A 10,062-nucleotide genomic window follows, 5' to 3' on the forward strand; every position below is an offset into this window, starting at 1 on the left:
CCGGATACGCCGGAGGTATCGACAAAAAAAGGAGCCTGCTTACAATCGAACGGGCCAAAGGATTCTAAAACCGTATCAGTATGCGCACATTTCGTTCTATCGATGAATTGGTTCGTACGCTCGACCGAGAGAGGGAACTGCTACGTGAGATGTTTCATAAACGGACCTCCCTTTCTTTCAAATACGATTTCGCGGTGGAGCTGACCGATTATAAGGAGGAGCGGGTACAGAGCTTAATCAATCACGGAGTGATACGTAGTAGCGGCGATTTCTTGGAGATGGAAGACATTTACCTAAAGTTCTTCGAGGAGGTGCTGCAAGTGAACGAAGAGGTGAATGTAGCCTATATACAAGGACATCTCAGCAAGCTGAACGAGCAGATAGAGTATTATCTGAAAGAGAATAACGAGAGGCGGCGATATAACTACCATAATGACGTGCGCCGTACGCTCAAGAACATAGCGCTCACCACGGTACGCAACGTGATCGACCTGAAGCGGAATCTGGACAGCACGTATAAGAACGAGCCGAACTATCAGATAAAGAAAGTAAAACTGCAACGACTGGGCGAGAAACTGAAGAATATCATCCAACTCATCAACAAGTGCGAAAATGCGATCGATAAAGATCAATTGCTCTTCTTCCGCAAGGCAATGGATGCCCAGATGCGTGCCACGGTGAGCGACGTGAAGTTGCAACTCATCGACTCCTCCCACAACCTCATGGAGATACAGCGGCAAATCGTTCATTACCTCAACATGATCGAATACCAAAATCGAATCTTCGAGAAAGTACGCAAGCTGAAGTATCTTAAAGAGCAATTCCTGCTGGAGGAGAATACGAATATCAAGCAAGTGCTGGCTGAACGTAACCATGTGTGGATGGAGCCGCAACCTAGTTATCGCATCAAACTTTCAATAGATTACCTGCGCAATTCGGACGAAGCGCTGACACTTATCAAGAAACTCGCCACTAAGCTTAAAAGGCGTGACGATAAATCGAGAGACGTAGCGGAAGCAATACCTACCGAATATCTGGAAGGTAAGGCGGAAGTGATCGATCAAGTGAACTTGAGGGAAGTGTACAACTCGTTTGTGGCTTCCGGCGAGCATCTTTTCGCTTTTGTCATGAATTACGCTTATAAGAATGCGGTAAGTACAGAAGACAAGCTCGTCTTTTTCTGCCAGATAGCCTCTGAATATGCCGAAGATTTGAACTTTTCCGACCGTTACGAATGTAAGGGACAGGTAGAGTATCCCTTAGTTTTCCCTAAATAATTCATCAACCATGAAATATACCGAAGAAATATACAGTACATTGAGCCATGGCGGATTTATCTCGTCCAATAGCCTTTCGCCCGCAGTCCGTCGCTACTACGATGCCATCGAAGAGGAGTTGACCGACTATTATGAATATTATAAAGGCATAGGTTTCTATCTTGAAAGCGGCAATGGCTACTACTTTTTCGCACGTAAAGAAAGCAAGGCGGATATAGATCGTAAACTCGAAGCCGCCGCTCGCTGGATAGATTATCTCTGCTTCTTGAAAACCTACAATTCAGCCTTCGGCCCCGGTTTCGTATTCAGCAAGTCGGACATAGTGACACAAATACGTACCGAAATCGAGCTGAAGGAGCAAGCCAAGGAACTCTTTAGCGACAAGAAAGGTTTCGAGGAAATCGTTGATAAGCTCATCAATGAGTTAAAGACTATGGGATTTATAGAGTATGAAGACGAGGACGAAGGCACTTGGAAGGTACTAACGGCTTTTCATTATATAGAAGAGTTGGTAGATTGTATTAACATAACAGAAGAGGGACAAGATGAGATACCTGAATAAAATAGTTTTCCTGAATAGTGCGCATATCCCTTATTCCGAGATTCAACTGGACGGAAACGTGCATTTCATTGGTACGCAGGGTGTAGGAAAGAGTACGCTGCTCCGGGCTATTCTTTTCTTTTACAACGCCGATAAGCTGAGGCTAGGCATACCCAAAGAGAAAAGAAGCTACGATGAGTTCTACCTTCCTTATGCCAACTCATTCATCGTCTACGAGGTGATGCGTGAAAACGGCCCTTATTGCGTGATGGCTTTCAAGCAACAAGGGCGTGTGGCTTATCGATTTATTGACGCACCCTATCAGTCGTCATGGTTCGTCAACGAGCGTCGTGAGGTTCGTGCTGATTGGATCTCTATTCGCAAAGCCATTGGCACAGAGACGCAAATCAGTCGTATCGTCGTTTCTTATCAAGAGTTCCGGGATATTATTTTCGGCAACAATCGTCGTCCCGATCTCATAGGTTTCCGTAAATACGCTATCGTAGAAAGCCCCAATTATCAGAATATCCCCCGAACCATACAGAATGTGTTCCTCAACTCCAAGCTGGATGCCGATTTCATCAAGGACACGATAATCCGCTCCATGAATGAGGAAGAGGTGAATATAGACCTTGATGTCTACCGTAACCAGACGAAAGATTTCGAACAGAATTACAATGACGTTACGCTTTGGCTGGACAATGAAAAACCCGGAGGGTCGCCGGTACAAAGACAAGCCGGGAAAGTGATGCAAAGCTATCGCGACTTATTGTACATGGATAGCCACATAGCCAAGGGACGTGCCGAATTATGCTATGCAGAGAAATCAGCCTTGAAGCAGCGCCCATTAATTGACGAGGAAATATCCAGACACAAAACCGAGCTGGAACGTGTACATCGCTTACAAAGTGAGGAGACAAAGAAATACCAAGAGGGACGGGACAAATTGATAAAAGAGAAAGGCTCGGTTGATGCCGACTTAAAACGTGCCAAGCAGAAACAGCTGGAGTACGAGCAGATGAACATTACCGAAATAATTCGCAGGGTAGAGCAGAAAAGTGCGGTTACCGATGAATTAACACGCCAACAGCAACGGAGGCAGGAACTCACACGTGCCTACGATGATGTCATAGCCAAATACAGCGCACTTATAGAACGGGTAGATACCGACTTTCGAGCCTTTGAGAATGCGCAACACGCATTGGTGAACGAAAGGGAATATGCGACAAATAAGCAGAACGAGAGCTTGATGCAGACACGGCGCAATGAAGAGAACGAGGTATATACGCGTTTTGAGGAGAAATCGCAACTCTCGGCAGACAAACTCCAGCAACTACGAGAGGAGAAATCGCAACAAAACAATGAGTTGCTACGGATAGCCCACGAAGCTCCCTATAAAGAAGAACATGCCAAAGCCGACGAGGAACTGAACAAACTGAATACTCGTGCGCAGGAGTTGAAAATGTCCATTCAGCAACTCTCTACGCAAGCTGTAAGCCTGCGTCAAGAGGCTGGAATGAAGTTACGGGAATTGGAGTTGGCACAGGCTCAGCCTCTCGCTAACGCACAAAAAGAGAAGCAAGAGATAGAGGAACAAATAGCCCGGCTGGAGTCGCTCATCGAACGGCGCAAAGGTTCGCTGGCCGAATGGCTGGACAGGAACAAACCCGCATGGAAAGATACGATCGGAAAAATAGCCGATGAAGAGAAAATACTTTATCGCAATGACTTGGCACCGCAGGTAACCAACCAAGGGGAGGCTTCCTTGTATGGCGTGCAAATAGACCTTACGGCATTGGAACGCAATTTCCGTACCCCCGAGGAATTGAAAGCAGAACTGGCCATATACCAAGGAGCATTGTCACAGTGCGTCAAGCGGATCAATATGCTACACCAAGAATTGGCAGAGCAAACGGAGGCTTTGAAGAAACAATACAACAAGCGCTTGCGTGAGATAACAGACCGACAGCGTCTGCAAGAATCCGAACAACTTCAGCTTCCCGCATTCATCAAGAACGCCATGGCACAATCCGCCTCATGGCAAAAGAAGACGGACGATTGGCGTGAACAGCGTATGGTTGAAATCCGGATGAAACAGAACGATACGGCTCATCGACTGGCGCTTTGCGAGGAAGAGATAAAGAAGTTGAAGGCTGATCGTGCGCATCGTCTTAAGGTATGCGAGAAAAGTTACAAAGAGAAGAAGCTCCGGCTGGAACAGGAACTGAATAACTACCGCAACAGTATCGAGACAGAAATAAAACTTCACAAGCAGCAATCGCTGGAACGCCGTAAAGAACTGGAGGCTTCCCAACAAGCGGAGCTTAGCGGAAAAGGCGCCGACACGGCAGCCATCGGAAAATATGACGCACGCATCCTGCAGATTCAAAAAGAGCTGGCTTACATCGAGAAACATTTCCCCGACACCATCCGCTATCAAAAGGACAAAGAGGAACTTTTTGATCGTGAACCACAACTTCGCAGTAGAAAGAAGATGCTTGAGGATGAATTGGCCACGCTTGAAGAACGTTTCACTTTGCGTAGCGAGAAACTGAACATACAAGAAAAACATCAGCAAGCCTTATTAGGCAAGGGCATCGAAACAAAGAGAAGCTTGGAGGAAGGTTTGGCACAGGCCGCCAAATTTCACGAAGACTCCACTTTCTGCCCACCCGAAGTAGTAGTGACCGAAGAGAGGCAGACCTGGAAGAGTTGCGCAGAGTTGGTGCAAGAGTTGAAAGACCATATCACCGGCCGCATGAAACAATTGGAAGAATTCAAACGGATGGTTAATCTGTTTAAAAGCAACTTCTCGGCCAAGAACACGTTCAGTTTCCGCACCGATCTGTCTACGGAGGAAGACTATCTGGATTTTGCCTCCAACCTCTGCGAGTTTGTGGATAATAATAAGATCCTCGATTTTCAGAAACAAATCAGCGAACGCTATACACACATCATTCAGCGCATCTCCAAAGCGGTAGGCGAGCTTACCCAGAATGAAGGTGAGATACATCGTACCATAGGCAATATCAACAAGGATTTCGAGCGCCGTAACTTTGCGGGAGTGATACGCAAAATAGAACTCCGTGCACAACCCAGCAGCGACCGACTGATGCAACTCCTCAAGGAAATAAAGAAATTTTGCGATGAGAACGAATTCAATATGGGTGAAGTAGACCTCTTCTCGCAAATGGATCTGCGCGAGGTCATCAACAGGCAGGCCGTGCGCTATTTGCTCAACCTCATGAAGGAATTGCAAAATGAACCGTCCCGTAAGCGGTTGCTGCTCACCGATACGTTTAAACTGGAGTTCCGCATCACGGAGAATGACAACGATACGGGATGGGTAGAAAAGATATCAAATGTAGGTTCGGATGGAACGGACATCCTGGTAAAGGCCATGGTGAACATTATGCTCATCAATGTCTTCAAAGAGAAAGCCTCACACAAGTTTGGAGAGTTTCGTTTGCATTGCATGATGGATGAGATCGGGAAATTGCACCCCACCAACGTGAAGGGTATCCTTGACTTCGCCAACAGTCGCAACATTTTGCTTATCAACTCCTCACCTACTACCTATAATGTAGAGAGCTATCGCTACACATATTTGTTGGGTAAGGACAGTGGAGCCAACACCAAAGTTACGCCATTATTGAAATATGATAATTAATGTTAGGAACCATGATTGATAGAGAACAGAATTTACGTTTGGGCGATGCCCGTAAACTGTCGCAAATGATGCAAGGCGAGAGCGTGCCCTCTTCCGGGCTTTCCAAACAGATGGCAGAAGAACTGCTCTCCGAGGATTTGATTTGGCAGCAAGTCTATGGTAGCAGAAGAAAATTCAAACTGAGAGACGCAAATGCGTTATCTATCTATTTAGCACAGCGATATGGGATACAAGTCTCGCTGGATGAGTGGATCAAGGTAATGGAGAGTGGCGAAACGGTGAGCCGTGCCAGACAAGTAGAAGTTACATCACGTTCTAAGGCGAAAAGTACCCGTAGTTTTACCGGATTCCTCGTTAAAAGTTATCAGCCCATTGAAACGTCGCTGTATGGAGAACCGCTGCTAATCAACCCTCCGCAGGGACTCTCTCTCTTTATAGAAGATTTCACGCATTTCCGCTTGGCGGATGATGTTACGGTGGTAGGTATCGAGAATGGAGAAAACTTCCAGCATATAGAGCAGATGAGGCATTTGTTCAAAAATATCAAGGTATTATTTGTCTCTCGTTATCCCCAGAGTTCGGATCTTCGCACATGGTTGCGGGCCATTTCCAATCCCTATCTTCATTTTGGGGATTTCGATCTTGCCGGCATTCACATTTTCCTCACTGAATTCTTCACTCATCTCGGTCTTAAGGCCCGCTTCTTTATACCTTCCGACATCGAGACGCGTCTTCAAACGGGAAACACCCTCCTTTACAACCTACAGTACGAACGTTTTAAAGAGATGAAAGTAATTGACGAACGGCTGAAACCACTCGTAGCGATGATCCACCGCTACCGTCGTATCTATGAGCAAGAAGGATATCTTCAAAATAGATAAAAGACACGCATTCAAAACAAGCAAGCTTCAATCCCAAAGTAAGTTAACTTACTTCATCATTTAAGTCAACTTACTTGGCCGCAAAGTTAACTTACTTTTTTTCGCCTTGAAATCTTATAAGTTTTCACCTTTATCAAGCTCTTTTGCCATCCAAAAATTAATAAGACAAAGCTGATTAGCCTTGCGTTTTCGTTCCACTTCTACTATATATCTTTTTTTTCAAAGAAAAGGCGAGCGGTTAGGCTCACTTCCGATGTAACTCGTGTGATACCAGCCGTAATCGCATACCGCTCTATATCGTTTAAAAGTATCGTAACGATACCTTTACTTTGGAAGTCCTTGTGAACAAACATCGAATGTAGATGCCCAATCTTCTACCTCAGCTTGCGAATAATCGCACCTGTTCACCACCAATACGGTATTCTGAAATAAAGCTCGAATGCAAAGGTAGGAAAGTTTTTGGAGTAGCAAAACAAAAGTTGCTACTCCTCGCTTACATCACCACTCTCCTCGATGGAATTAATTTCTTGAATGAGTAATGCCTGAAGTTCGTCTTTGGGCAGCAGCAGTTGATACTCGGCAACCCCAATCGGCTTGTTTATATCTTGCAAAGCAATCTCTACATCCAAGTGGTCCTTGTCGGCGCAAAGAATGATACCGATTGACGGGTTCTCATTCTCTCCTTTTTCCAAGCGGTCAAGCAGCGAAAGGTAGAGATTCATCTTGCCTACATACTCTGCCTTGAAGGCCCCGAGCTTCAATTCAATCGCAACGAGCGACCTCAAACCTCTGTGAAAAAAGAGCATATCCACTGCATATTCCTTATTGTTATACTCCAGACGATATTGGTTTCCGATAAAAGAAAAACCTTTGCCCAACTCCAGTATAAACGACTTGATTTTAGATACTAATCGCTTCTCCAGTTCCAACTCCTTAACAGGCTCTGTTATTCTAAGGAATCCTAAGTTGTACGAACTTTTAAATACTTCATTAGCATAGTCGGCATGCGCCATCGGCAGTACGGCATCAAAGTTATTCGTTTTGATTTTCGTCTGACGGGCTGCGTAGGTATTCATCTTTATTGCATTGAGCAGCATATCTCTCGACCAACCTTTTTGCAAGCACTCTTCTGCGTAGAATAAGGCTTCATTAGCTGACAACGACTTATCCAACAGTAGTAAATTATGTCCCCAAGGTAAAACTGCCACAGCTTGTAGCAGTTTTGTATCTTCTTGATAATAACGCTCGTATAGGCGTTTCATATTCCAAAGGTTACGAGGAGACAATCCCATATCCGGAAACTGTTCTTTCAAGTCCACTGACAATCGTTTAACCACGCCACTACCATATCCACTCTCTAAATTTCTATCAAAGAGTAACTTCCCGATATTCCAATATACAGAATTGACGGTAGTGTTTACTTGCCGAGCAACGGTCGTGCGAGCAGTTTGAATCTCAGAAACCGCCTGCTGCAATATTTGAGCGTACTCGTTATCATTTATTCTTATTTCTTTTGCCATATCATGAATCTTTTCAATGCTAATCTATTATATTTTCTTCAGTAACACCTTCTTTGTTATTTTTTTCAACAAATAACATCGGTAACGGAGCACCAGCATATCGGGCATTCTCATGCCTTAACACCCTTTGGGTACGGTGCAAATGTCCGAGTGCCGTGTATGCAATCTTTTCGTCGAATACTTCAGACGAAAAACACTCTAACCTTCCGATAATAGTGCGTTCGGCACGGTTCTTTTCCAAAATCTTCGAACACGTAGCCTGCAAATACCACATTACAATGAAAGGTTTACTTTTGTCCGGCATAGGTAGTATATCAAAAAGTTCTCTGTACATCACTTGCACTCCTTTCAGCCGATAGGTTTGGGATATCAAACAAATCTCCGGCAATAAACAACCCATCCACCTCGTGAACTTTCACTTGCTCTCGAAGCCACGTCAAAAATAGAGTATGTTCACCTTTACGGTCATATTCAAAAAACGTTTGCCCTAAATGCCAATCTGCGGTATGGATTATTTTCATTTATTATTATTTATACCATTCTTTTTTTATCTCATCTATTTTGAGATCTTTCCATTCCTCTTTCCATAATTTCCAATAAGGGATATCATTTGACGATGGTTCTGGGCTACAACGATCTATTTGAACTATTGAAGGTAGTATAACTGATTCACCTATTAATATACACTCTCCGGCTTTGAGTGTCGGCATTTTATCAATAAGATTTCCAAGTGTATCCGGCAACAGTCTCTTTACATAATTTTGATCGTTTGGATTTGTTAATCGCATGGCTAAAAAATTGTTACACTGAGAAAATATTGTTTCTGATATTTCAGAAGGTCTCTGACTAGCTAAGAGTAAAGATACACCATATTTACGTCCCTCTTTTGCTATTCTTTCAATGGAGTGTTTAGATGACCGATATTTTGCCAAATCACTATTGGGAACATATTTGTGAGCTTCTTCATACACAAGTAAGATAGGGACATCGTTATTAATTCTTTCCTCACCATTCTTTGAGCATCTTAGTCGTTTATAAAAATAACCATATTCAAATATTATCCTTGAAATCAAAGAAACGGTAATACTTAACACATCAAATGGAACCCCACTTAAGTCTATAATTGTGATATTGGAATGTTTTGTTTCCTCATAAGCAATTAAATGCTTTAAAGTATCTTCGAATGTAACGTCTTCTGTGATTTCACCTAAAAGAAAATTTAATCTTTTATCATTAACTTTACTTTTTATTCTAGAGATAAATTTGTCAATGCTTCCGTCTGCGTACGTACCCTTTGAATAATTTTGGCTCTTTGGCTCTTCAAATGTATATATTTTCGTAAAGTAATGATTAATTTTAGCTGACTCATCATTAAAACACTGATGCGCTTCTTTTATTGCTATTTCATTTGTCTTTTTATAATCCTTCGTTTCTCTAGAAAGATTTGACAAACAAGTGATTACTTCATTTAAAATAAATTTCACGGGTGTATCAAAAGATATATTTTCTAGTTCTGAATTATATTTTTTCTTGTTTTCAGTTATCACTTTTTGTAACAAAGAAGCCTGATTGTAATTATTAAAATCTCCTGATTCTAAAAAAAGCTCTTCCAATTCATCCCCATTAAGAAGCCAATATGGGAGTATAAGATTATTGATATCAATAAAGTTTGCATCTGGAAATGCTGATTTGTATTCTGAATGAATATCAAATATTATAATATGAGAATTATTCAAACCAGAATATTCTCCTGTTTTTTCATGTGTAGCACTTTGAATTAGTTTCGCTACAGTATGGGATTTCCCTGAACCTGTTGATCCTACGATGGCAATATGCTTATTGAAAAACTTATTACCATTTACAGGAACCGAAATATCTTTATTTGTAGAAAGTTTAGAGAAAGTGAACTTGTCTTTTGCCTCAAGAGATTCTTCATAAATTTTAGAAATTTCTTCTTTCTTAGCAGGCTCAACTTTTTTAGGTGGAATAGCTATTGTATCTCCACCACGCTCAAACTTGTCACCACGAATCAATCCTAAGGGATTAGCTTCAAGAATATACTTTCTTGTTGCATTTCCTTCCTTATCTGCTCCAACTTCAATGGAAAAGTTCTCAATAATGGCAATTAACACAGCATTATCATTGTCTGCGATTCTTAAATATGAACCAACTT

Annotated in this window: 8 protein-coding genes and 1 pseudogene; 4 read left to right on the plus strand and 5 right to left on the minus strand. The window is 42.6% G+C overall.

Annotated elements, in window-relative coordinates; translation table 11 throughout:
- The first annotated feature begins 80 nt into the window (after nt 1-80).
- From QZ379_RS10030 to QZ379_RS10045, 4 genes are read left to right on the plus strand one after another with little or no spacing between them, the layout of a single operon-like run.
- Nucleotides 81-1,277: a hypothetical protein gene (locus QZ379_RS10030; RefSeq protein ID WP_005861768.1), complete on the plus strand. Its 1,197-nt coding sequence runs from the start codon at nt 81-83 to the stop codon at nt 1,275-1,277.
- Between the two features lie 10 nt (nt 1,278-1,287).
- Nucleotides 1,288-1,839 (plus strand): hypothetical protein, encoded by a 552-nt coding sequence (locus tag QZ379_RS10035; RefSeq protein WP_005861767.1) that lies wholly within the window; start codon nt 1,288-1,290, stop codon nt 1,837-1,839.
- Entirely contained in the window at nt 1,823-5,488 is a 3,666-nt protein-coding gene (locus tag QZ379_RS10040) for an ATP-binding protein (RefSeq protein ID WP_005861766.1), read from the plus strand. The genes QZ379_RS10035 and QZ379_RS10040 overlap by 17 nt, the downstream gene beginning before the upstream one ends.
- Nucleotides 5,489-5,499: 11 nt before the next feature.
- Complete coding sequence (locus QZ379_RS10045) at nt 5,500-6,369, plus strand: hypothetical protein (protein WP_005861765.1); 870 nt, start codon at nt 5,500-5,502, stop codon at nt 6,367-6,369.
- Nucleotides 6,370-6,483: 114 nt separating this feature from the next.
- On the opposite strand, the pseudogene QZ379_RS10050 reads toward QZ379_RS10045, so the two are convergent.
- From QZ379_RS10050 to herA, 5 genes and pseudogenes are all read right to left on the minus strand, one after another.
- Nucleotides 6,484-6,840 (minus strand): annotated as a pseudogene (locus tag QZ379_RS10050) (GNAT family N-acetyltransferase).
- An 11-nt stretch (nt 6,841-6,851) separates the two neighbouring features.
- Nucleotides 6,852-7,889: a PDDEXK nuclease domain-containing protein gene (locus QZ379_RS10055; RefSeq protein WP_005861764.1), complete on the minus strand. Its 1,038-nt coding sequence runs from the start codon at nt 7,887-7,889 to the stop codon at nt 6,852-6,854.
- A 19-nt stretch (nt 7,890-7,908) separates the two neighbouring features.
- Nucleotides 7,909-8,223 (minus strand): exonuclease, encoded by a 315-nt coding sequence (locus QZ379_RS10060; RefSeq protein WP_011965932.1) that lies wholly within the window; start codon nt 8,221-8,223, stop codon nt 7,909-7,911.
- Nucleotides 8,204-8,410 (minus strand): metallophosphoesterase, encoded by a 207-nt coding sequence (locus QZ379_RS10065; RefSeq protein ID WP_005861762.1) that lies wholly within the window; start codon nt 8,408-8,410, stop codon nt 8,204-8,206. The genes QZ379_RS10060 and QZ379_RS10065 overlap by 20 nt, the downstream gene beginning before the upstream one ends.
- A 6-nt stretch (nt 8,411-8,416) precedes the next feature.
- Nucleotides 8,417-10,062: anti-phage-associated helicase HerA (gene herA / locus QZ379_RS10070; protein WP_291563986.1), on the minus strand; the 1,646-nt coding region annotated here is incomplete at its 5' end.

This window comes from Bacteroides sp. (assembly GCF_019417265.1).
Classification (GTDB): domain Bacteria; phylum Bacteroidota; class Bacteroidia; order Bacteroidales; family Bacteroidaceae; genus Phocaeicola.